Consider the following 20,767-nt stretch of genomic DNA (forward strand, 5'->3'; position numbering starts at 1 on the left):
CGAGCTGGGAGGACGGACGTTGGGGCGGCTCACCGGCGGGGACCCCTCGCTGCTGCGAAGGATCAATTCCGCGGTGGTGCTGCACGCCTTGCGTGCCACCGACTGCGCGACGCTCACCGAGGTCACCCGGGTGACGGGGCTGTCCCGGCCGACCGTCGAGGGTGTCGTCGAGGGGCTCATCGCGGCCGGGCTGGTGGTGGAGACGGCGGCCGAGGAGGGTGCCGCGCGGCGGCAGGGCCGGCCGGCGCGGCGCTACCGGTTCCGCGCGGAGGCAGGGCACCTCCTGGGGCTGGACGTCGGAGCGCACCGGGTGACGGCGGTCCTCGCCGACCTCGACGGCCGGGAGCTGGGCACACTGTCCAAGGACGTCTCGGAGACGGCACCGGCCGACGAGCGGCTGGAGCGGCTGCGCACCACCGTGGCCGAGCTGCTGCGCCGGGCGGGCGTGGCGCGCGACTCGCTGCGCGCGGTCGGTGTGGCCAGCCCCGGGATCGTCGAGGCGGACGGGACGGTGCGGCTGGGCACGGCCCTGCCGGGGTGGACGGGCCTGAGGCTGGGCGACCGGCTCAGCCGCTCCTTCAAGTGCCCGGTGCTGGTGGAGAACGACGCGAACGCGGCGGCGGTGGGCGAGCACTGGAAGGGCGCGGCCGCCGAGTCCGACGACGTGGTCTTCGTACTGGCGGGACTGAGCCCCGGGGCGGGTGCGCTGATCGGGGGGCGCCTGCACCGGGGGTTCGGGGGTGCGGCCGGGGAGATCGGGGCGCTGCATCTGCTGGGCCGTGAGGCGACGCCGGAGACACTGCTGTCGACGACGGGCCGGCCCTTGCACCCGCTGGACGAGCAGGCGGTGGCCGAGGTGTTCGCGCTGGCGCGGGAGGGCGACGCGCGGGCGCGGGAGGCGGTGGAGCGCTTCCTGCAGCGGTTGGTGCACGATGTCGCGGCGCTGGCGCTGGCGCTCGACCCGGAGCTGGTCGTGATCGGGGGCTGGGCGGCCGGACTGGACGGGGTGCTGGAGCCCCTGCGCCGGGAGTTGGCGCGGTACTGCCTGCGGCCGCCGAAGGTCGCGTTGTCGGAGGTGGGGGAGGCGGTGGTGGCGACGGGGGCGTTGCGCCTGGCCCTGGACCACGTGGAGGAGCAGTTGTTCGCGGTGGAGGGGACGGTGACGTCCCGCCACTGAGCGCGGTCCGGAACTCGGGTGGGGGTGTCACACCGCTCCCGGGGACCCGCCGCCGTCCCCGGCCCCGGCCCCTGCCTCCCTCCGGCCACGCGCGGCCACCGCCGCCCGGAAACGCCCCCTTGAGGATGCCCCCCCAAAGCCTCCCTGCGGGACGCCGTCCCGTGGGACGCCTGAGACGCGGCAGGACCCTCGGGGGAGCCCTGCGCGGCGCACCGCGCAGGACCCCGCGAGGGTCCCGGGATCGCCCGCAGGCGTCAGGAGGCGCGGCGTTCCGGCGTGGGGTCGATCTCGACGCCCCCCGCGTCGCCGAAGGTCAGCCGGCAGGTGTCCGCCCGGTACGTCGCCACGGACACCGCCGCCGTGCGGCCCCCGGCGTAGAAGCGGGTGGTGACGACGAGGACCGGTGAGCCCGGCAGCCGGTCGAGTTCCTTCGCGTCCTCCGCGCTCGCCGAGCCGAGCTCCACCGCGCGGTACTCGCCCTCCAGTTCCAGCCGGTGCAACTCGCGCAGCACCGCACGGGCGCGGGCCGCACCGGAGGGGGCGTCGATGCCCGACAGGTCGGGTACGGAGGCGTCGGGTACGTAGAGCAGTTCGGCGGCGACGGGCTGGCCGTGGGAGACGCGGGTGCGCCGCACCGTGTGCACGTCCTCCTCACGGCCGGTCTCCAGCAGTTCCGTCACGGCGGGCGGCGCGGGTGCCGCCTGGCAGTCCGCGGCCTGCCAGGCGTCGTCGCCCTCGCCGGGCCAGGTCTGTTCCTCGGAGCCGACGGCCACCCCCATGCGCGGCGGCGCGACCGTCGTGCCGACACCGCGGCGGCGCTGCAGTCTGCCCTCCAGTTCGAGCTGTTCCAGTGCCTGCCGCAGGGTCGCCCGGGCGACGCCGTAACGGGCTGCCAGATCACGCTCGTTCGGCAGGATCTCGCCCACCGAGAACTCCGAGTCGAGCGCCTCCGTGAGCACGTTCTTGAGATGCCAGTACTTCGGTTCCGGCACCGTCTCCAGCTGCGTGGTCCCCACCCTGTCCTCCGCATTCGCCGTGACCCGGCGGCGTTTTGGCGCCCTTGTTTATTAAAGGTTGTTGCACTTCTCTGGACCATAAAACGGTCCCCACCCTTGGTCAAGACCAATCGGGCAACGCGGGAAAATCCCGGAGGCATACGCCCAGTACGGCACGCCGGACGCCCATGCCGGAACTCCGCGCCGGCACCCCGTACCGGACCTCCACGCCGGACGTCCGTGTCATCCGGGAAGACGTGATCGACGCCCTCCCGGTCCCCCACCCCCTCGAGAACCGCCCCGCGGATTCCGGTCCCGAACCCCGGCGGCACGCGCCCATCCCACCGTGTCGCCACCCAACGTGTCCAGGCGGTCTCGTACGAGTGACCGGACATCGCCGGTGGTTGCGCCCGGTTCTCGCCAACCGGGGACTACCCGCCGGTAGCCGTTGCTGACAAGCTGTCTAGGAGAGGTCCGCCACCATCGCCACAGACGAGGAGCAGCAGCATGGCCACGGTGTCCTTCGACGTCCCCTCCCCGCACGGTCCGCGCACTCTCACCCTCTCCTACGCACGCGTGGGCACCGGCGAGCCGCTCCTGCTGCTGCACGGCATCGGGCACCACCGGCAGGCCTGGGACCCGGTCGTCGACATCCTGGCCACCGAACGGGACGTGATCGCCGTCGACCTGCCCGGCTTCGGTGCGTCCGCGCCGCTCCCGGACGGGCTGCGCCACGACCTGCCGACCATGAACACCGCGCTCGGCGCGCTCTGCGACACCCTCGGGATCGACCGTCCGCACGTCGCCGGGAACTCCCTGGGCGGTCTGCTCGCCCTGGAACTGGGCCGGGAGAAGCGGGTGCGGTCCGTCACCGCGCTGTCCCCCGCCGGGTTCTGGACGCCGGTCGAACGGCGGTACGCCTTCGGGATCCTGACGGCGATGCGCCAGGCGGCGCGGGGCCTGCCGCTGCCCGTGGTGGAGCGGCTGTCCCGTTCGGCGGCCGGGCGCACGGTGCTCACCAGCAGCATCTACGCCCGCCCCGCCCGCCGTTCACCCGAGGCCGTCGTCGCCGAGACGCTCGCCCTGGCCCGCGCCGAGGGCTTCGCCGAGACCCTGCGGGCCGGCACCACCGTGCAGTTCACAGAGGACATCCCCGACCTGCCCGTGACCGTGGCCTGGGGCACCAAGGACCGGCTGCTGGTCCGCCGGCAGGGCGTGCGGGCCAAGCAGATCATTCCCGGCGCCCGGCTGGTGCGGCTGCCGGGCTGCGGCCACGTCCCCATGAACGACGACCCGGCGCTGGTCGCCCGCGTCCTGCTCGACGGCAGCCGCTGAGGCACGGGCGCCCGGGGCTGTCGCCGGGGAGTGCGGCGCCGGGTCTCCGCACGCCCACGGACAGGCAGGTGAGCGGGGGCGAGGCAGAAGCCTGGTGAACGGGATGGGGCGCCGCGCCTCCGAAGGGGTGGGCTCGCCCCGTTGTTCATCCGGTGTTCGCGCGGGCGCCGTGGGCGGCCGGTAGGTGTGGGGCCCGTCGCCCGTCACCGATCACCCGTCGGCCGTCACCCTCGGCCGAGCGCCGCCCCGGGAGGGACCCGTCATGTCACATCCGCCGTCACCGGCCCGCCGCAGCGTGCTGCGCGGCGCGCTCGCCGCGTCCGCCGCCGTCACCCTGCCCACCACGCTCGGCGCGGCGCCGGCCTTCGCCCGGTCCGGGCGCCCGGCGGCCCCCTGGGGCGTCCAGGCCGGGGACGTCACCGCCCACTCCGGGCTGGTCTGGGTCCGTTCGGACCGTCCGGCACGCATGATCGTCGAGACCGCCGCCACCGAGTCCTTCCGCCAGGCGCGCAGATGGCACGGCCCGCTTCTTGGTCCCGGCACCGACCTCACCGGCACCACCCGGCTGCACGGGCTTCCCGCCGGCGAGCAGATCCACTACCGGGTGCTGCTCGCCGACCCGGACGATCCGCGCCGCACCGGCGAGCCGGTGACCGGCACCTTCCGCACCACCCCGGCGGGCCGCCGCCGTGGCGTGCGGTTCCTGTGGTCGGGCGACCTCGCGGGCCAGGGCTGGGGCATCAACCCCGACCTGGGCGGCTACCGCATCTACGACGCGATGGCGAGGCTGGACCCGGACTTCTTCCTGTGCAGCGGCGACAGCATCTACGCCGACGGCCCGATCTCCGCCACCGCCGCCCTCCCGGACGGCTCCACCTGGCGGAACGTCACCACGGAGGAGAAGTCGAAGGTCGCGGAGACCCTGGCCGAGTACCGGGGCAACTTCCGCTACAACCTGCTGGACGACAACCTGCGCCGGTTCAACGCCCAGGTGCCCTCGATCGTCCAGTGGGACGACCACGAGGTGCGCAACAACTGGTATCCGGGCGAGGTGATCGCCGACTCGGTGACCGCCTACCGGGAGAAGCGCCTCGACGTGCTCGCCGCCCGCGCCCGCCGCGCGTTCAGCGAGTACTTCCCGATCTCCACGCTCCCGCCGGGCGACCGGAACGGCCGGGTGTACCGGGTGATGCGGCACGGCCCGCTGCTCGACGTCTTCGTCCTCGACATGCGCACCTACCGCGACGCCAACTCCCCCGGCACCCAGGCCTCCGACCCGGTCGGCATCCTCGGCGCCGAGCAACTGGCCTGGCTCAAGAGGGAGCTGGCACGGTCACGGGCGGTGTGGAAGGTGATCGCCGCGGACATGCCGCTCGGCCTCGTCGTCCCGGACACGACCGAGGGCCGGCCGAACTTCGAGGCGGTGGCGCAGGGCGATCCCGGCCGGCCCCTCGGCCGGGAACTGCAGATCGCGGAGCTGCTGCGGTTCGTCAAGCACCGGCGGATCACCGGCACGGTGTGGCTTACGGCGGACGTGCACCACACCTCGGCACAGCACTACCAGCCCTCGCGAGCGGCGTTCACCGACTTCGAGCCGTTCTGGGAGTTCGTCTCGGGCCCTCTCAACGCGGGCGCCTTCCCGGCGAGCGCGCTGGACGGCACGTTCGGTCCCGAGCGGGTGTTCGTGAAGGCGCCCACCGCCTCCAACGTGTCGCCCGCGCAGGGCTACCAGTTCTTCGGCGAGGTCGACATCGACGGCGGCAGCGGGGAGTTGACGGTGCGGCTGCGCGAACAGGACGGCACGGTGCTTTTCACCCGGGTGCTGCAGCCGGGGCGGGTGGGTCAGTGACGCCTCCCCGCCCGGCTTGGTGGCGGCTCGCGTAATCTCGGGGCTCACGTCGCGCGTCGGAGTCATCCCCCGGCGCGCGGCGGTCGGTTGCGGTCGTCGCGGGTGCGGAAAAGGGGGCGGATCGACCGCTTTACCGCACAGTCACAAAGCGTTCGTGATCAGGCAACACACTTCCTCCACAGTGGTGCCATGACACCGGACCCGTCGCACCTGCCGAAGACCACCCGTGCCCGCAACGGGCGCCCCGTCCACCACTGGCGGCGGGATCTCGTCGAACTGGCGGCGCTGTTCACGGCGGTCGCCGTGGCCGACGCCGTCGCGAACACCGTCGGACACGGGCCCGACGGGCCGATGCTGCTCGTCTGCTCCGCCGTGGGCCTGGTCGCCACCGCCGTCTTCCACGTGTGGTGGGCACGCCGGCACGGTCACGCCCCGCCCGGGGCGGATACCGGCGCCCGGCCCTCCGCCGCCGCGGAGAACGCCGGGCCGTCCGAGTCCGACGCGGTCGCCGAGGCCGTCGGCGCGGCCACGCTGTGGCGGATGCGGACGACGGTGCGGGACGAGCCGGGCGCGCTCGCCGCGCTGTGCGCCGCGCTCGCCGCGCACCGCGTCGACATCCTGAGCCTGCAGACGCACCCGCTGGCCGAGGGCGTCGTCGACGAGTTCCTGCTGCGGGGCCCCGCCGGGCTGACCGGCGCCGGGATCACCCGCTCCGTGGCGGGCGCCGGCGGCACCGGCACCTGGATCGAGCGGGCCGACGCCCACGATCTGGTGGACGCGCCCACCCGCGTCCTCTCCCTCGCCACCCGCACGGCCCTGGACGCGGCGGAACTTCCGCTGGCGCTGCGGCAGTTGCTGGGCCGTTGCACCATCCGCTCGCTGCCCGCCGGAGCCGCGGGACGCACCGGGGACATGACACCGGTCGAGGGCGCCCTGGAGGACACCGTCATGCGGCTGCGGGCTCCGGAGGGCGGTGTGATCACGGTGGAGCGGCCGTTCCCCCCGTTCACCCCGACGGAGTTCGCGCGGGCCCGCGCCCTGGTCGAACTGGACGCGCGGCTCGGCCCGCGGATGCCGGGCGGACAGGACGTGCTCACCCTGCCCGGGGGCGACGCGATCACCGTGCGCCGGGCCGACGGGTCCGATCTGGAGGCGGCCCGGGCGATGCACGAACGCTGCTCGGCGCACACGCTCCGGATGCGCTACCACGGTCCGGTGGGCGACGTCGACCGCTACCTCGACCACCTGCTCAGCCCCCGGTTCGGGCGCACGCTCGCGGCGCGGACCGCGTCGGGCCGGATAGTGGGCATCGGTCATCTGCTGTGGGACGGCGACGAGACGGAGGTCGCGCTGCTCGTGGAGGACGCCTGGCAGCGGCGGGGCGTCGGCGCCCAACTCCTGGGCCGGCTCGTGGCGATGGCGGTGGAGGCGGGCTGCGAGAGCGTGTACGCGGTGACCCAGGCGTCCAACACCGGGATGGTCGCGGCGATGCGCGGGCTGGGCCTGCCCCTCGACTACCAGATCGAGGAGGGCACCCTCGTCGTCACCGCCCGCCTCGCGCCGGCACCGGCACCCGCCCCCGACAGCACCGGGGCCGCCCACGCCGACGGGGCCGGACGGCACTGACCGACCAGGGCGGGGCGCTGACCGGGTGGGACGGGCACTGACGGGTGGGACGGACGCTGACCGGTAGGACGGACGCTGACCGGGCAGGACGGGCGCGTCGGGGGAATCGTCGGAACGACGCCCCACGACGCGCGCGGCGCCGCACACCACCGTCCCGGCACACCACCCGGCGCCGCACACCTCCGGCCCCGCACGCCACCGGCGCCCCTCACCCCACGGCGTCGCGCGTCACTCCCACGCGCTCGGCCCGCGCGGAGCCCAGCGCCCCGTCCAGGTCGGCCCACAGGTCCTCGACGTCCTCCAGGCCGACCGAAAGCCGCAGCAGCCGGTCGGTGACGCCGGCGTCCCGGCGGTCCCCCGCGTCGACGATGCGGTGGCTGATCGAGGCCGGATGCTGGATGAGGGTGTCCACGCTGCCCAGGCTCACCGCGGGAGTGATCAGCCGGACCCCGGCGATCACCTCGTGCGGGTCGCCGTGGGTCTCGAAGGCGATCATGGCGCCACCGATCCGCGGATAGCGGACCCGGGCCACGCGCGAGTCGGCGGCGAGCCGCCGGGCCAGTTCCGCGGCGGTGGCGGAGGCCGCCCGCACCCGCACCGGGAGCGTGGACAGACCCCGCAGCAGCAGGTAGCCGGCCAGCGGATGCAGGACGCCCCCGGTGGCGAACCGGATCTGCCGCAGCCGCCGCGCGGACTCCTCGTCGCAGGCGACGACCCCGCCCATCACGTCACCGTGCCCGCCGAGGTACTTGGTCGCGCTGTGCAGCACGAGCCGCGCCCCGTGCGCGGCGGGCCGCTGCAGGACGGGCGTGGCGAAGGTGTTGTCGACGAGCAGCGGCACCGAACCGCAGGCGTGGGCGACGGCCCGCAGATCGGCCTCGGCGAGCGTCGGGTTGGCCGGGGTCTCGATCATCACCAGCCCGGTGTCGGGGCGCAGCGCGTCCTCGATGCCGGCCGGGTCGGTCCAGGTGACCTCGGAGCCGAGCAGCCCGGCGGTGAGCAGGTGGTCGCTGCAGCCGTACAGCGGCCGCACGGCGACGACGTGCCGCAGCCCTGTCGCGCCCCGGGCCAGCAGCACGGCGCTGAGCGCGGCCATCCCGGTGGCGAAGGCGACCGCGCTCTCGGTCCCCTCCAGCCGGGCGAGCGCCTGTTCGAACCGGGCGACGGTGGGGTTGCCGAGCCGCCCGTACACCGGCGGCCCCTCCGGCTCCGCGCCCTCGGCGGCGAAGGCGTCGATGCGGGCGGCCTCGCCCCGGCTGTCGGCGCTGGGGTAGGTGGTGGACAGGTCGATCGGCGGGGCGTGCAGCCCGAGGGCGGCGAGATCCTCGCGCCCGGCGTGCACCGCCTCGGTGTCCGGGGACCGGACGGGGAAGGAGACGGGGCGGGGGGTGTCCCCGGGCCGCCGCGGGCCGTCGTGCGTGTCACGGGTGCCGAAGTCCATGCACCGCAGACTGAACACAGACCGGGGTCAGGGCGCCGAACCCCGTGCTACGTTCGCCGCATGTCCGCATCCGTCGTACTGGATCCGGTGGACCTGCATCTGCTGCGGCTGCTGCAGAACGACGCCCGGGCCACCTACCGGGACCTCGCCGCCCGGGTGGGGGTGGCGCCCTCGACCTGTCTGGACCGGGTGAACCGGCTGCGCCGCTCGGGGGTGATCGTCGGCCACCGGTTGCGGCTGGACGCCGCCAAGCTGGGGCGTGGACTCCAGGCACTGCTGTCCGTGCAGGTCAGGCCGCACCGGCGGGAGTTGGTGGGGCCGTTCGTGGAGCGGATCCGGGCACTTCCGGAGGCGCTGACCGTCTTTCACCTCACCGGCCCCGAGGACTATCTGGTGCATGTCGCCGTCGCGGACATGGCCGATCTGCAGCGGCTGGTCCTTGACGAGTTCACGGCCCGCCGCGAGGTGGCCCGGGTGGAGACCCGGCTGATCTTCCAGCAGTGGGAGTGCGGACCGCTCCTGCCGCCCGGCCCGCCGGAGGGGCCGCTGCCTCCTGCCGCACGGGAATGAGGTCTTCCGCACGGCGGTGGGACGCGCCGGTGCGGGCGGGGACCCGAAGGGCCCTGCTGACGTGGGCGGCCCTTCCGTACGAGGATGGGCGGCATGTCTGACACCAACAGCCAGCTGCCCCGTCAGGTCGCCGACGCCTACGTCGACGCCCTCGTCGCACTCGACCCCCTCACCGGCACCTACCTCGGCGTGAAGGAGAGTTCCGGCAAACTCCCGGACACCTCCCCCGCGGGGCAGGAGGCCGTCGCACGGCTGGCGCGGGAGACCCTCACGAAGCTCGACGAGGCGGAACGCCTGCCGGGCGCGGACAGTGACATCGAACGCCGGTGCGCGCGTCTGCTGCGCGAGCGGCTCACCGCCGAACTCGCCGTGCACGAGGCCGACGAGGGCCTGCGCGCGGTCAGCAACATCCACTCCCCCGTCCACTCCGTGCGCGAGATCTTCACCCTGACGCCGACCGCGACCGAGGAGGACTGGGCGGCGGTCGCCGAGCGCCTCCGCGCGGTCCCGGACGCCCTCGCCGGCTACCGCGAGTCCCTCGCGCTCGGCCTGGAACGCAAGTTGTACGGCGGGCCGCGCCCGGCCGCGACCTTCATCGGGCAGCTCACGGAGTGGGCGGACACCGGTGCCGGGCGCGGCTGGTTCGAGGACTTCGCCGCCGAGCGGCCCGAGTCGCTGCCCGCCTCCCTGGGCGAGGAACTGGACGCGGCGGCGCGCGGGGCGACCGCGGCCGTCCTCGGGCTGCGCGACTGGATGCGGGACGTCTACGCGCCCACGGTCGAGGGAGCCCCGAACACGGTGGGCCGGGAGCGGTACGCGCGCTGGGTGCGTTATTTCAACGGCACCGACCTGGACCTGGACGAGGCGTACGCCTACGGCTGGTCGGAGTTCCACCGGTTGCTCGGCGAGATGCGGCAGGAGGCCGAGAAGGTCCTGCCGGGCGCCGGGACGCCGTGGGTGGCGCTGGCGCACCTGGACGAGCACGGCACGCACATCGAGGGCGTGGAGGAGGTGCGCCTCTGGCTGCAGGGCCTGATGGACGAGGCGATCGAGGCGCTGGACGGCACCCATTTCGAACTCGCCGAGCGGGTGCGCCGGGTGGAGTCCCGCATCGCCCCGGCCGGGAGCGCGGCGGCCCCGTACTACAGCGCCCCGTCCGCCGACTTCTCCCGGCCCGGCCAGACCTGGCTGCCGACGATGGGGCAGACCCGGTTCCCCGTCTACGACCTCGTCTCCACCTGGTACCACGAGGGCGTGCCCGGCCATCACCTCCAGCTCGCCCAGTGGGCGCACGTCGCCGAGGACCTCTCCCGCTACCAGGCGACCATCGGCGGGGTCAGCGCCAACATGGAGGGGTGGGCGCTGTACGCGGAGCGGCTGATGGACGAGCTGGGCTTCCTCACCGACCCCGAGCGGCGGCTGGGGTACCTGGACGCGCAGATGATGCGGGCGGCGCGCGTCATCGTCGACATCGGCATGCACCTGGAGCTGGACATCCCTGCGGACTCGCCCTTCCACCCGGGGGAGCGGTGGACGCCGGAGCTGGCGCAGGAGTTCTTCGGCGCGCACAGCAGCCGTCCGGCGGACTTCGTGGAGAGCGAGCTGACCCGGTACCTGTCGATGCCGGGGCAGGCGATCGGCTACAAGCTGGGCGAGCGGGCGTGGCTGCTGGGGCGGGAGAACGCGCGGAAGCGGCACGGTGACGCGTTCGACGCGAAGGCGTGGCACATGGCGGCGCTGTCCCAGGGGGCGCTGGGCCTCGACGATCTGGTGGACGAGCTGTCGCGGCTGTGAGGCGCGGGGCGGCGGTGAGGGTCACCTCGGCGCCGCCCCCTTCAGCACCGCGCGCTCAGCCCACTCCCCGGTGCCGGACCCGTGAGCCCGTGCGGTCCTTGAGCACCTCCAGTTGCGCGTGCACCCGGCGGCGGAGGTCGGGGACGTGGCTGACGATGCCGACGCTGCGGTCGCGTTCGCGCAGGGAGTCCAGGACGTCGAGGACCTCGTCCAGCGTCTGGTCGTCGAGGCTTCCGAAGCCCTCGTCGATGAAGAGGGTGTCCAGCCGCACTCCCCCGGCCTCGTCGGTGACGACGTCGGCGAGGCCGAGGGCCAGGGCGAGGGAGGCGAAGAAGGTCTCGCCGCCCGAGAGGGTCGCGGTGTCGCGTTCGCGCCCTGTCCAGGCGTCGACGACGTGCAGTCCGAGCCCGCTGCGGCCCCGTCCGGACCGGTCGTCGGAGTGGACCAGGGTGTAGCGGCCGGAGGACATCCGTGCCAGCCGGACGGTCGCGGCGGCCGCGACCTGTTCGAGGCGGGCGGCGAGCACGTACGACTCGAGCCGCATTCTGCGTTCGTTGTCCGCGGAGGTGCCCGCGGTGAGGGTGGCGAGTCGGGCCACCCGGTCGTGGGTCTCGCGCAGCGGGGCGAGCCGGCGCACCGCGGTGGTGGCGTGCGCGGAGAGCCGGTCGAGTTCGGCGCAGCGCCGGGCCGCGGCGTCCCGTGCGGAGGCGGCCCGCTGAAGGCGCCGGCCGGCCTCTTCGGCCGCCCGTTCGGCGGACTCGACGTCGGCGGCGGGGCGCCGGGCGGCGGCCGCGGTCTCCGGTTCGGCGAGCACGGCGCGGACGGCGGCCTCCTCCTGCTGCCGGGCGTCGAGGCGGCGTTGCAGGGCGCGGTGGGCCTCCTCGTCGAGGAGCGCGGCGGCGGCCCCGGCCGGGGTGTCGAATCCGGCCCGGAAGGCGGCGTCGGCGAGGCGGGCGTCGGCGGTCTTGAGCCGCTGCGCGGTGTCGTCCGCGAGGCGGGCGGCCTCGGCGGCCCGGGTGAGCCGCTCGACCTCGCCGTCCAGTTGGGCGGCGCGGGCGGCGACGCTGCCGGCGGTCCCGGCGGCGCGGTCCACCTCCTGCCGCAGCACGGCCCGTTCGCCTTCCAGCGCGTCACGGCGGGAGACCCGGGCGGCGGCGCGCAGGGCGGCCCGCTGGCGGGCGGTCTCGCGGCGCTCGTGTTCCTGCCCGGCCCGGCGCAGTTCCTCCTGCGCGGGGTGCAGCCCGGAGGCGGTGTCGCGGGCCCGCGCGTACGCGCGCTCGGCCTCCTCGGCGAGTGCGGCCAGTTCGGCGACGGAGGCCTCGCCCGCCTCGGCGCGGGCGGCGGCGAGCGTTTCGCGTGCGGTGCCGTGCCGCCGCTCGTCCTCGGCCCGTCGCTCCTCGGCGCGCCGGTGGTCGGCGAGTGCCCTTTCCTCGGCCTCGCGGTCGACGTGGCCCGCGTCCTTGCGGGCGGGGGCGGGGTGCTCGGTGGCGCCGCAGACCGCGCAGGGTTCGCCGGGGGCGAGGCCGGCGGCGAGTTCGGCGGCGATGCCGCGCAGCCGGCGCTCCTTCAGGTCGAGCCAGGTCTCATGGGCCTCGGCGGCGCGTTCCCGGGAGGCGAGGGCGCGGTCGGCCGCCTCCTCGGCGTCGCGGGTCAGGCGGTCGCGCCGGCGGGCGGCGTCGAGCCGGGAGCCGGCCGATTCCCTGAGGCCGGCGAGGTGTTCGACGCGGCCGGCGGCCTCCTGCGCGGCGTCGATCCGGCCCTGGAGGTCCGCCCGGACGGTGTCCCAGTCGGCGAGCCAGCTCTCGGCGTCCCGGAGTTCCGCGTCGTCGGCGGACTCCTCGCGGTCCAGCGTCCGTTGCTCGGTGAGGAGTGCGGTGAGCCGGTCCTCGGCACGTCGGGCCGAGTCCAGGCCGCCGCGTTCCTCGGCGGCCCGCCGGGCGGCGGCGGCGAGTCCGGTGGCGTCGAGCGCGGCGAGGGGCTCGGGGAGCGCGGCGCGGGCCTCGGCCTCGGCCCGCGCCGCGCGCGCGTGTTCGCGCTCGGCGGTGTCCCTCAGGTCGAGGGCGGGGGCGACGGACTCGGCCTTGCGGGCGCGCTCCATCCGGGCGCGGTCCTGCTCGTGGGTGCCGGCGTGCTCGCGGAGGCGGTCGGCGTGCTCCCGGGCCTCGGCGTACCTGCGCTGCAGCCCGGCCAGTTCGCGGGCCTCGTCCAGGGCGTGGCGGGCGGCGGCGGAGGCGGCCTCGGCGGCGGTCCGCGCGCAGGTGGCGATCGTGAGGCGTTCGCGGGCGGTGGTGCGGGCGAGGGCGGCCCAGGTGAGCACGGCCTCGGCGAGCCCGGGGTCGCCCGGGGCCAGTTCCGGCAGCGGTACGCCCTCGCCCGCCGCCTGCTGCATGCGGTGGGCGTCGGCGAGCAGCGCGGCGTCCCCCTGCCGCACGTCGGCCTCGGCGGCGCGCCTCAGTTCGGCGAGCCGCTTCTCGACGTCGGCGAACCGCCGGGTGTCGAAGAGCCGTCCGAGCAGCTTGCCGCGGGCCTCGGCGTCGGCGCGCAGGAAGCGGGCGAAGTCGCCCTGAGGCAGCAGTACGACCTGGCAGAACTGCTCCCGGCTCATGCCGAGGAGCTGGGTGATCTCCTCGCCGATCTCCTGGTGGGAGCGGCTGAGGTCCTTCCAGGCGGCGGCCTGGGTGTCGTACTCGCGCAGCCAGGACTGCGCCTTGTCGGTGGTCGTGCCGGTGCCGCGTTTCTTGGGTCGGGCCCAGGGCGGCTGCCGGGTGACCTCCAGTCGGCGGCCGGCGACGGTCAGTTCGAGCCGGACCTCGGTGCGGGTGCCGGGCGGGGCGTGGTCGCTGCGCAGGGTGAGGCCCTGCCCGCTCTGCCGGGCTCCGGGCACGGCCCCGTAGAGCGCGTAGCAGACGGCGTCCAGGACGGAGGTCTTTCCGGCGCCGGTCGGCCCGTGCAGCAGGAAGAGCCCGGCGGCCGACAGTGCGTCGAAGTCGACGCTCTGGGTGTCGCCGAAGGGCCCGAAGGCCGTGATGTCCAGCCGGTGCAGCCTCATCGGCTCCCCCTCCCCCGTGCGGGTGCCGTGGTGTCGGTGTCCAGGTCGGGGCCGGTGCCGAGGTGTGCCGCTGCCGTGCCGCTCACGGGGTGGCCTCCCGGACGGTGGCGTCCGCGCGTACGGCGTCGAAGGCCTCCTGGAGGACGCGGCGCTCGTGCGCGTCGGGGGCGGCGCCGCGCACATGGGCCACGAAGTCCTCCGCGACCTGCCGGTCGGAGCGGCCGGCCAGCCGGCGGGCGTAGCTGACTCCGTGTTCCTCGGGGGCGCGCTCCGGGTCGAAGACCAGGGCGAGGGCGTGGGGGAAGCGGGCGGTGAGCCGGGCCATGGGTTCGGCGGGCCGGACCGGGTCGGTGAGGGTGGCCTCCACCCAGGCCTCCTGGTGGCGGGCCAGGCCGGGGTCGGTGAGCAGGTCCTCCAGGCGGCCGCGGATGCGGGCGAGCGGGCGCGGGACGGGGCAGTCGACGCGCTCGGCGGTGACCTTTCCGTCCGCGCCGAGGTCGACCAGCCACATGCTCTTGCGGTGGTTCGCCTCCGAGAAGGAGTACGGCAGCGGGGAGCCCGAGTAGCGCACGCGGTCGGTGAGCGTCTGGCTGCCGTGCAGATGGCCGAGGGCGACGTAGTCGACGCCGTCGAAGACGCCGGCGGGTACGGAGGCGACGCCGCCGACGGTGATGTCCCGTTCGCTGTCGCTGGCCTCGCCGCCGGTGACGAAGGCGTGGGCGAGGACGACGGAGCGGGTCCCCTCCGGGCGGGCGGCGAGGTCGGCGCGGACCCGGTCCATCGCGGCGGCCAGCACCGGTTCGTGTCCGGCCTTCTCCACGCCGAACCTCTCGCGGACGAGGGCGGGTTCGAGGTAGGGCAGGCCGTAGAGGGCGACGTCCCCGTGGGCGTCGGCGAGGACGACCGGGGTGCCGCAGGCGGCGGGGTCGGTGCGCAGGTGTATGCCGGCGCGGCCGATGAGTCCGGCGCCGACGCCGAGGCGGCGGGCGGAGTCGTGGTTGCCGGAGATCATCACCGTGGGCACGCCGGCCTCGGCGAGGCGGTGCAGGGCCTCGTCGAACAGTTCCACGGCGGCGAGGGGCGGCACCGCCCTGTCGTACACGTCCCCGGAGACGAGCACCGCGTCGACCTCGCGCGCACGCACGGTCTCGACCAGGTGCGCGAGGAACCCGGCCTGGGCGTCGAGCATGTTCACCCGGTGGAACGACCGGCCCAGATGCCAGTCGGACGTGTGCAGCAGCCTCATGATCCCCGAGACTAACGGCAGGGTCCGACAACGCGGGCGGCTACTCCCGTATCGGCCCGATATGCCCGCCTCCAGGGCGCCTTACGTCCCACCGGCCTCCGATACGCCGCACCTTCGCACCATTTGCCCTCTTATGCGGCACCGTAGATCTCCCCGCCCAGCTCGACCCGGGCGGTTCCGGCGGTGACGTCGGCGAGCCAGGAGCGGAAGGCCTCCACCTCGGCGTCCGGCAGCCCGATCTCCAGCACCACGGCCTCCCCGTAGCGGACGTCACGCACCTCGTGCCCGGCGGCCCGGAGTTCGTTCTGCACCTTCCCGGCGCGCTGGTGGTCGACGGTGACGGTGGCGAGCCGGAAGCGGCGGCGGACGACCGTGCCGAGCGCGTCCAGGGCCTCGCCCACGGCACCGCCGTACGCCCGGACGAGGCCGCCCGCGCCGAGCTTGACGCCGCCGAAGTACCGGGTGACGACGGCGACGGTGTACCGCATGTCGCGGCGCAGCAGCATCTGCAGCATGGGGACGCCCGCGGTGCCGCCCGGTTCGCCGTCGTCGCTCGCCCGCTGCACCGAGGCGTCGGCGCCGATGACGTAGGCGAAGCAGTTGTGCGTGGCGTCGGCGTGCTCCCGCCGGACGGCGGCGACGAAGTCCTGCGCCTCCCGCTCGGTGGCCGCCGGGGCGAGGGCGCACAGGAAGCGCGAGCGGTTGATCTCGGTCTCGTGCACGCCGGCGCGGGCGATCGTGCGGTACTCGTCCTGCATGACGAGCAGCCTATGCGCCGTCCGCGCGGTGTCCTGCCCCGGCCGTGGACGCCTGGGGCGCGCGGCCGCTCCGGGCCCGGTCGTGCCGACGCCGGGGCCGTGCCGACACCGGGGCCTGCGGTCCCCTCGGTGTCAGTACACGGTGCCGATCTCCCGGGTCAGCTCCAGGCCGAGCAGCCTGTCGGCGTAGGCGTAGGACTCGAAGCGGGCGCCGGGCGGCACGGCCCCGTCCCCCTCCTCGTCCAGCTCCCGCAGGACACCGAGGGCGGCGGGGAGGTCGAGGTCGTTCTCCCAGGCGGCCCGCAGCCGTGCGCGCACGTCCGCGGGGACGGGGCGGGAGGGATGCTCCGCCCAGCCCGCGACCGACCGGCGCCACCGGGCGAGCGTCCGCTCCGCCCCGCTCAGGGCTCCGGTGTCCGGTTCGGCCGGGAGGTGGCGGGGACGGGACAGCAGGGCGAGGCGGAGGGCGGTGGGGTCCGGGCTGCCGGAGGGCTCGCCGGACGGGGCCACCTCCAGGTGCGGTCCGTCCTTGGGGGCGGGCCGGCCGGGGCCGCGCACGTGCAGGACGCGGCCCCCGGGCGGGGCCTCGGGCTCGGCGCGTCGGATGCCGAGCGCGTCGGCCCGGGCCCGCAGCTCCGGGCCGACACGGGCGACGGTGAGGGACGGACTGCCGTCGAGGTCCAGGGCCCGCGCCAGCACGTCCGCCACGAGCAGCAGCCGCAGGGCGGAGGTGTCCTCGCCCGCCGGGTGCACGTGGACGCGGGTCAGCCCGCGGGGCAGGTCGGTTCTCTCGCCGCTCCGGGCGTCGGTGATACGCAGCACGCAGGGAAGCGTAGGCCCGGGAATCCCGCCGCGCCCCTCGTCGTTGCGCGTGACGGGCGTGTTCCCGCCCCCAGGGCGTGTTTCGCCCGCCACCTGCCCGACGGCGAAGGAGCCCCACGTGTACGGCGACAGCGCGACCATCCGCAAGATCCTCATGGAGCTGGGCGACACCTGGGCGGTCGTCGGCCTGTCGAACAACACCAACAGGGCCGCGTACGGCGTGGCCGGGGTGCTGCAGCGGTTCGGCAAGCGGATCGTGCCGGTGCACCCCAAGGCCGAGACGGTCCACGGCGAGCAGGGCTACCCCTCCCTCGAGGCGATCCCGTTCCCGGTGGACGTGGTGGACGTGTTCGTCAACAGCGCGCTCGCGGGTCCGGTGGCCGACCAGGCGGTCGCGATCGGCGCCAAGGGGGTCTGGTTCCAGCTCGGCGTCCTCGACGAGGAGGCCTACGACCGCACCCGTGCGGCGGGCCTGGAGATGGTGATGGACCGCTGCCCGGCGATCGAGATCCCGCGCCTGGTCTGAGCGCCACCGCGCTCCGCGGCCCCGCCGCCGGCACGTCCTCGTCGCTCAGTGAGGGTGCGGTTCGTCCCGGTGCACCGGCCCGTGCGCCCGCTCGCAGTGCGGGCCGCGCGCGGGGGCGGCGTCCCCGGGCAGGGCCACCTGCAGCAGCCGCTCGGGGGCGTGGTCGACCTGGAGCGTGGTGTGCGTGATGGCGTACTCCCCGCGCAGCACCTCCTCCAGATCGCGCCGCACCTCGTGGCACTCGCCGCCCGGCTCCACCAGGACGTGCGCGGACAGCGCGGCCTGCCCCGAGGTGATCTGCCAGACGTGCAGGTCGTGCACCTCGACGACGCCGGAGCGGCCGGCCAGCCGGTCGCCCAGCACGTCCGGGTCGACGTCGGCGGGCGCGGCCTCCAGGAAGATACGGCCGGAGTCGCGCAGCAGCCCGTACGCCGCCCTGACCATGAGGGCGACGACGACGAGCGTGGCCAGCGCGTCGGCGCGGGCGAAACCCGTGAGCACGACGACGAGCGCGGCGACGGCGGTGCCGATGAAGGCGAACAGGTCGTTGAGGACGTGCTGGTAGGCGCCCTCGACGTTGAGCGAGGTGCGGTTGGCCCGGGACAGGCACCAGGTGGCGGCCACGTTCACGGCGATTCCGACGAGCGCGGTGACCAGCATCAGCCCGCCCTCGACCGCGGGTGGGGAGATGAGCCTGCGCACCGCCTCGTAGGCCAGCCACGCTCCGAGGAGCAGCAGCGTGAGTCCGTTGACCTGGGCGGAGAGGATCTCCGCGCGCTTGAGCCCGTAGGTGAAGCCGCCCTGAGCCGGCCGTGCGGCCAGCCGCATGGCGACGAGGGCGAGCACGATGGAGGCGGCGTCGGTGAGCATGTGTGCCGCGTCCGAGAGCAGGGCCAGCGAACCGGCGTAGAGGCCGACGACGACCTCCGCGGCCATGAACACGGTGATCAGGGCGAGCGCGGCCCCCAGCCAGCGGCGGTCGGCATCGGCCGACACGCCGTGCGAGTGACCGGCGTGACCGCTGTGACCGGCGTGGTCACCGTGGCTGCCGTGGTCACCGTGAGTGCCGTCGCTGTCGTGGCCGCTGTGTCCGGAGCGGCTGAGGTGACTCGAGTGGCCCGAGTTACTCGTGTGACCGGCGGGCGTACCCTCCGTGCCGGGCGCGGGGCGCCGCCCCGTGCGGTGCTCGCGCGTGTCGTCCTCGTGCCGGTGGTCGTGGTCGCTCATGTCGGATGCCTTCCCCCATTGCCGCGGACGCGTCGCACCCGGCCAGGGTGCGGTGCTCCGACTGCCGCGCCCGGGCCCGGCGGTCGCCGCCTCGCCCGGACACCGCAGTGGGTGCCCCGCAGGGAAGTCAAACGCATCGGCGCACGGAACGGCAAAGGCTGCATCGGTGACCGTTGTCATCTCCGCCGCCCACCGCTCCCACCTGCGACGATGCCTCCACCTGGCGAAGGGCTGGGGGCGGACGTCAGCGGTCGTCCGGCGCGGCGGCTCCCGTGCCGCGCGCGACGAGGTCGTACCAGCCGGACTCGATGCGCTCCAGGGACATGGCCTCCCGCAGGACCAGGTGGTCGACGAGGGTGATGTCCAGGTAGGCGAGCAGGGAGTGCGCGGCCAGGTCCAGGTCGCCGCCGGCCCCCGCCTCGCGCAGCAGCAGGCGGAGGTGGCTGAGCCGGAGGCTGTAGGCCGGCACGGTGCGCCGGCGGCGGATGTCGATGTGGGCGGCGAGATAGAGGTCGCGGTGCGCCTGTTCGTGGCGCAGCACCGCCGAGCCGAAGGCCCGCAGCCGCTCGACGGCGGGGGCGCCGGGGCCGAGCGGCGGAGGCCCCGTGAGGAACCCTGCCTGCAGTTCCTGTTCGTGCGAGTCGAGGAGGGCGATCATCAGCCCCGCCCGGTCGCCGAAGCGCCGGAACACCGTGCCCTTGCCGACTCCCGCCCCCTGGGCGACGGCCTCCATCGTGAGGTTCTCGGCACCGCGCAGGGCGACCAGGTCGGCGGCGACCTCGAGCAGCCGGGCACTGTTGCGCACGGCGTCGGCCCGCAACCGGGGCGCCTCACCCACGGGTTCGAGTACCAGGTCCGCACGTCCGGCGGAGTCGTCCCGCGCGGGGCGCGGGGAGGGGAGCGGCTCGGTCATGAAAAAAGAGTAGCGCTCCGGGAAGACATCCGGACCGGAGTCCGTTACCACCGATGGACCACGGTCCGTTTGACACACGGGGACCGGTGATCTAAGTTGTACAACATTCAACGGACCCCGGTCCGCTTACCCCCCCCGCCCGTTCTACCTGGGAGTTCCTCACCATGACCGTTCGCATCCTCGCCTTGGTCGGCAGCCTCCGCGCCGGTTCGCACAACCGTCAGCTCGCCGAGGCCGCCGCGAAGCACGCGCCCGAGGGCGTCGAGGTGAACATCTTCGAGGGCCTGGCCGACATCCCCTTCTACAACGAGGACATCGACGTCGAGGGTTCGGCGCCCGAGGCCGCCGGCGCCCTGCGCACGGCGATCGCCCAGGCGGACGGCCTGCTGCTGTTCTCCCCCGAGTACAACGGCACCATCCCGGCCGTGCTGAAGAACGCGATCGACTGGGCGTCCCGCCCGATGGGCGCCGGTGCCATCGTGGGCAAGCCGGTCGCCGTGGTCGGCACCGCGTACGGCCAGTACGGCGGCGTGTGGGCGCAGGACGAGACCCGCAAGGCGGTCGGCATCGCGGGCGGCACCGTCGTGGAGGAGGCCAAGCTCTCCATCCCGTCCTCCGTGATCCGCTTCGCCGAGCTGCACCCGGCCGACGACACCGAGGTCGTCGAGGGCCTGGGCAAGGTCGTCGACCAGCTCGTCGCGCAGTCCGGCGCCGCGGCCGCCTGAACCTCCGCACCACGGCGCCCGCGTGCGCGCGGGGCGCATACGCGGCTGGAACCGTGAATCGGCTGTGGGCCGGGACCCTTCGAGGTCCCGGCCCACAGCCGTGTCCGTACGCGCGGCCCACCGGAGTTCAGCCGGCCGCGACCCCCAGCCCCTCCAGCACCACGGCGTTCGGCAGCTCGGCGAAGGCCTTGCCCGGCACCAGCAGCTTGCCGCGCCGGCGGCCGCTGCCGACCAGGACGTAGGGCAGGTCGACGACGGCCGCGTCCACGAGGAGCGGCCAGTCGCCGGGCAGGCCGACGGGCGTGATGCCGCCGTACTCCATGCCGGTCTCCCCCGTCGCCGTCTCCATCGGCGCGAACGAGGCCTTGCGCACACCGAGCTGCCTGCGCACCACGCCGTTGACGTCGACACGGGTGGTGGAGAGGACGACGCACGCGGCGAGCGTGGTCTCCCCGCCGCGCCGGCCCGCGACGACGACGCAGTTCGCCGACCGCTCCAGCAGCTCCCGGCCGTAGTGCTCGACGAAGGTCGCGGTGTCGGCCCATTCCGGCTCGGTGTCCACGTACACGAGCTGGTCGGCCGGCACGGCGCCCGGCCAGTGGCGTACGGCCTCGGCGACCGGGGGGACGAGCGTGTCGAGGCACTCGGGGGCGGGGCGGGCGGAGTCGAAGTCTCCGAGAGGGGCGCGCATGGCGGCACGGTAACAGCCGCCGC

General features: G+C 74.9%; 17 protein-coding genes. 8 read left to right on the top strand and 9 right to left on the bottom strand.

Going from position 1 to position 20,767, the window contains the following annotated elements; genetic code table 11:
- Nucleotides 1-19: 19 nt before the first annotated feature.
- Nucleotides 20-1,177 carry an ROK family transcriptional regulator gene (locus tag OHB09_RS04685; RefSeq protein WP_040897224.1) on the top strand — a complete coding sequence of 386 codons (1,158 nt, stop codon included), beginning with the start codon at nt 20-22 and terminating at the stop codon, nt 1,175-1,177.
- Nucleotides 1,178-1,431: 254 nt separating this feature from the next.
- On the opposite strand, the gene OHB09_RS04690 is transcribed toward OHB09_RS04685, so the two are convergent.
- Nucleotides 1,432-2,193: a GntR family transcriptional regulator gene (locus OHB09_RS04690; protein ID WP_006144201.1), complete on the bottom strand. Its 762-nt coding sequence runs from the start codon at nt 2,191-2,193 to the stop codon at nt 1,432-1,434.
- A 486-nt stretch (nt 2,194-2,679) separates the two neighbouring features.
- Between OHB09_RS04690 and OHB09_RS04695 the strand changes: the two genes are divergently transcribed.
- From OHB09_RS04695 to OHB09_RS04705, 3 genes are all read left to right on the top strand, one after another.
- Nucleotides 2,680-3,507: an alpha/beta fold hydrolase gene (locus OHB09_RS04695; RefSeq protein ID WP_006144200.1), complete on the top strand. Its 828-nt coding sequence runs from the start codon at nt 2,680-2,682 to the stop codon at nt 3,505-3,507.
- 262 nt (nt 3,508-3,769) lie between these two features.
- Entirely contained in the window at nt 3,770-5,356 is a 1,587-nt protein-coding gene (locus OHB09_RS04700; protein WP_006144199.1) for an alkaline phosphatase D family protein, read from the top strand.
- Nucleotides 5,357-5,545: 189 nt separating this feature from the next.
- Nucleotides 5,546-6,982 carry a GNAT family N-acetyltransferase gene (locus OHB09_RS04705; RefSeq protein WP_328921643.1) on the top strand — a complete coding sequence of 479 codons (1,437 nt, stop codon included), beginning with the start codon at nt 5,546-5,548 and terminating at the stop codon, nt 6,980-6,982.
- Nucleotides 6,983-7,190: 208 nt separating this feature from the next.
- Here the strand turns inward: OHB09_RS04705 and OHB09_RS04710 are convergent, their stop codons facing one another.
- Nucleotides 7,191-8,423, bottom strand: a complete 1,233-nt coding sequence (locus tag OHB09_RS04710) for a trans-sulfuration enzyme family protein (RefSeq protein WP_328921644.1) — start codon at nt 8,421-8,423, stop codon at nt 7,191-7,193.
- 60 nt (nt 8,424-8,483) lie between these two features.
- Between OHB09_RS04710 and OHB09_RS04715 the strand changes: the two genes are divergently transcribed.
- Together OHB09_RS04715 and OHB09_RS04720 are read left to right on the top strand one after the other, a co-directional pair.
- A complete protein-coding gene (locus OHB09_RS04715) occupies nt 8,484-8,993 on the top strand; it encodes an Lrp/AsnC family transcriptional regulator (RefSeq protein ID WP_006144196.1) in 510 nt (169 codons plus the stop codon).
- A 93-nt stretch (nt 8,994-9,086) separates the two neighbouring features.
- Nucleotides 9,087-10,787: a DUF885 domain-containing protein gene (locus OHB09_RS04720; protein ID WP_006144195.1), complete on the top strand. Its 1,701-nt coding sequence runs from the start codon at nt 9,087-9,089 to the stop codon at nt 10,785-10,787.
- 55 nt (nt 10,788-10,842) lie between these two features.
- On the opposite strand, the gene OHB09_RS04725 is transcribed toward OHB09_RS04720, so the two are convergent.
- From OHB09_RS04725 to OHB09_RS04740, 4 genes are all read right to left on the bottom strand, one after another.
- A complete protein-coding gene (locus OHB09_RS04725) occupies nt 10,843-13,836 on the bottom strand; it encodes an SMC family ATPase (RefSeq protein ID WP_328921645.1) in 2,994 nt (997 codons plus the stop codon).
- Between the two features lie 82 nt (nt 13,837-13,918).
- Nucleotides 13,919-15,082 (bottom strand): exonuclease SbcCD subunit D, encoded by a 1,164-nt coding sequence (locus OHB09_RS04730; RefSeq protein WP_093597583.1) that lies wholly within the window; start codon nt 15,080-15,082, stop codon nt 13,919-13,921.
- A gap of 131 nt (nt 15,083-15,213) precedes the next feature.
- Entirely contained in the window at nt 15,214-15,840 is a 627-nt protein-coding gene (locus OHB09_RS04735; protein ID WP_093597580.1) for a YigZ family protein, read from the bottom strand.
- A gap of 132 nt (nt 15,841-15,972) precedes the next feature.
- Nucleotides 15,973-16,662, bottom strand: coding sequence for a hypothetical protein (locus OHB09_RS04740; protein WP_328921646.1), 690 nt, complete (start codon nt 16,660-16,662; stop codon nt 15,973-15,975).
- A gap of 118 nt (nt 16,663-16,780) precedes the next feature.
- On the opposite strand from OHB09_RS04740, the gene OHB09_RS04745 reads away from it, so the two are divergent.
- Entirely contained in the window at nt 16,781-17,188 is a 408-nt protein-coding gene (locus OHB09_RS04745; protein ID WP_006144190.1) for a CoA-binding protein, read from the top strand.
- A 45-nt stretch (nt 17,189-17,233) separates the two neighbouring features.
- Here the strand turns inward: OHB09_RS04745 and OHB09_RS04750 are convergent, their stop codons facing one another.
- Together OHB09_RS04750 and OHB09_RS04755 are read right to left on the bottom strand one after the other, a co-directional pair.
- Nucleotides 17,234-18,415, bottom strand: coding sequence for a cation diffusion facilitator family transporter (locus OHB09_RS04750; RefSeq protein ID WP_006144189.1), 1,182 nt, complete (start codon nt 18,413-18,415; stop codon nt 17,234-17,236).
- Nucleotides 18,416-18,659: 244 nt separating this feature from the next.
- Nucleotides 18,660-19,328: a TetR/AcrR family transcriptional regulator gene (locus OHB09_RS04755; protein ID WP_006144188.1), complete on the bottom strand. Its 669-nt coding sequence runs from the start codon at nt 19,326-19,328 to the stop codon at nt 18,660-18,662.
- A gap of 164 nt (nt 19,329-19,492) precedes the next feature.
- Here OHB09_RS04755 and OHB09_RS04760 point away from each other — a divergent pair, with 164 nt between their 5' ends.
- A complete protein-coding gene (locus OHB09_RS04760) occupies nt 19,493-20,053 on the top strand; it encodes an NAD(P)H-dependent oxidoreductase (RefSeq protein ID WP_006144187.1) in 561 nt (186 codons plus the stop codon).
- A gap of 127 nt (nt 20,054-20,180) precedes the next feature.
- Here OHB09_RS04760 and OHB09_RS04765 read toward each other — a convergent pair whose 3' ends face one another.
- The gene (locus tag OHB09_RS04765) at nt 20,181-20,744 is read right to left on the bottom strand and encodes a YbaK/EbsC family protein (RefSeq protein WP_328921647.1); all 564 of its coding nucleotides are present in this window, start codon (nt 20,742-20,744) and stop codon (nt 20,181-20,183) included.
- Between the last annotated feature and the right edge of the window lie 23 nt (nt 20,745-20,767).

Source organism: Streptomyces griseoaurantiacus (assembly GCF_036189845.1).
Classification (GTDB): Bacteria; Actinomycetota; Actinomycetes; order Streptomycetales; family Streptomycetaceae; genus Streptomyces; species Streptomyces griseoaurantiacus.

Bases quoted from the DNA above. Each gene is read 5' to 3' on its own strand.
- OHB09_RS04695 (WP_006144200.1), top strand. From the start codon at position 2,680: ATGGCCACGGTGTCCTTCGACGTCCCCTCCCCGCACGGTCCGCGCACT.
- OHB09_RS04700 (WP_006144199.1), top strand. From the start codon at position 3,770: ATGTCACATCCGCCGTCACCGGCCCGCCGCAGCGTGCTGCGCGGCGCG.
- OHB09_RS04705 (WP_328921643.1), top strand. From the start codon at position 5,546: ATGACACCGGACCCGTCGCACCTGCCGAAGACCACCCGTGCCCGCAAC.
- OHB09_RS04710 (WP_328921644.1), bottom strand. From the start codon at position 8,423: ATGGACTTCGGCACCCGTGACACGCACGACGGCCCGCGGCGGCCCGGG.
- OHB09_RS04715 (WP_006144196.1), top strand. From the start codon at position 8,484: ATGTCCGCATCCGTCGTACTGGATCCGGTGGACCTGCATCTGCTGCGG.
- OHB09_RS04720 (WP_006144195.1), top strand. From the start codon at position 9,087: ATGTCTGACACCAACAGCCAGCTGCCCCGTCAGGTCGCCGACGCCTAC.
- OHB09_RS04725 (WP_328921645.1), bottom strand. From the start codon at position 13,836: ATGAGGCTGCACCGGCTGGACATCACGGCCTTCGGGCCCTTCGGCGAC.
- OHB09_RS04730 (WP_093597583.1), bottom strand. From the start codon at position 15,082: ATGAGGCTGCTGCACACGTCCGACTGGCATCTGGGCCGGTCGTTCCAC.
- OHB09_RS04735 (WP_093597580.1), bottom strand. From the start codon at position 15,840: ATGCAGGACGAGTACCGCACGATCGCCCGCGCCGGCGTGCACGAGACC.
- OHB09_RS04750 (WP_006144189.1), bottom strand. From the start codon at position 18,415: ATGAGCGACCACGACCACCGGCACGAGGACGACACGCGCGAGCACCGC.
- OHB09_RS04755 (WP_006144188.1), bottom strand. From the start codon at position 19,328: ATGACCGAGCCGCTCCCCTCCCCGCGCCCCGCGCGGGACGACTCCGCC.
- OHB09_RS04760 (WP_006144187.1), top strand. From the start codon at position 19,493: ATGACCGTTCGCATCCTCGCCTTGGTCGGCAGCCTCCGCGCCGGTTCG.
- OHB09_RS04765 (WP_328921647.1), bottom strand. From the start codon at position 20,744: ATGCGCGCCCCTCTCGGAGACTTCGACTCCGCCCGCCCCGCCCCCGAG.